We start from the raw sequence: 254 nt of genomic DNA, 5'->3' as shown, positions 1-254 counted from the left end.
ACGCGTGTCGGCTTTCCTCCTTCAGGACCCGTGGCAGCCATGATTCCGCTCATCGCCTGTACAATGAGATCATACGCGGGACGATTTCGGAACGGCCCCTCTTGACCGAAACCCGAAATGCTGGCGTATATTATTCGCGGATTGGTTTTATGTACACTTTCCGCATCCACTCCCAAACGCTTCGTGACTCCAGGTCGAAAGTTTTCTAACACGACGTCTGCATGCTCAACGAGCTTCATGAAACGCTCATGGTC

Annotated in this window: 1 protein-coding gene; it reads right to left on the bottom strand. The window is 52.4% G+C overall.

The window, feature by feature from the left end:
* The coding region (locus tag AC0IXR_RS25100) for a CoA transferase (RefSeq protein WP_471762603.1) at positions 1-239 on the bottom strand (239 nt) is incomplete at its 3' end.
* Between the last annotated feature and the right edge of the window lie 15 nt (positions 240-254).

This window comes from Methylobacterium sp. AC832 (genome assembly GCF_979256025.1).
The sequence above is the reverse complement of the archived record's forward strand: the minus strand, read 5'-3'. Positions and strand labels throughout refer to the sequence as shown.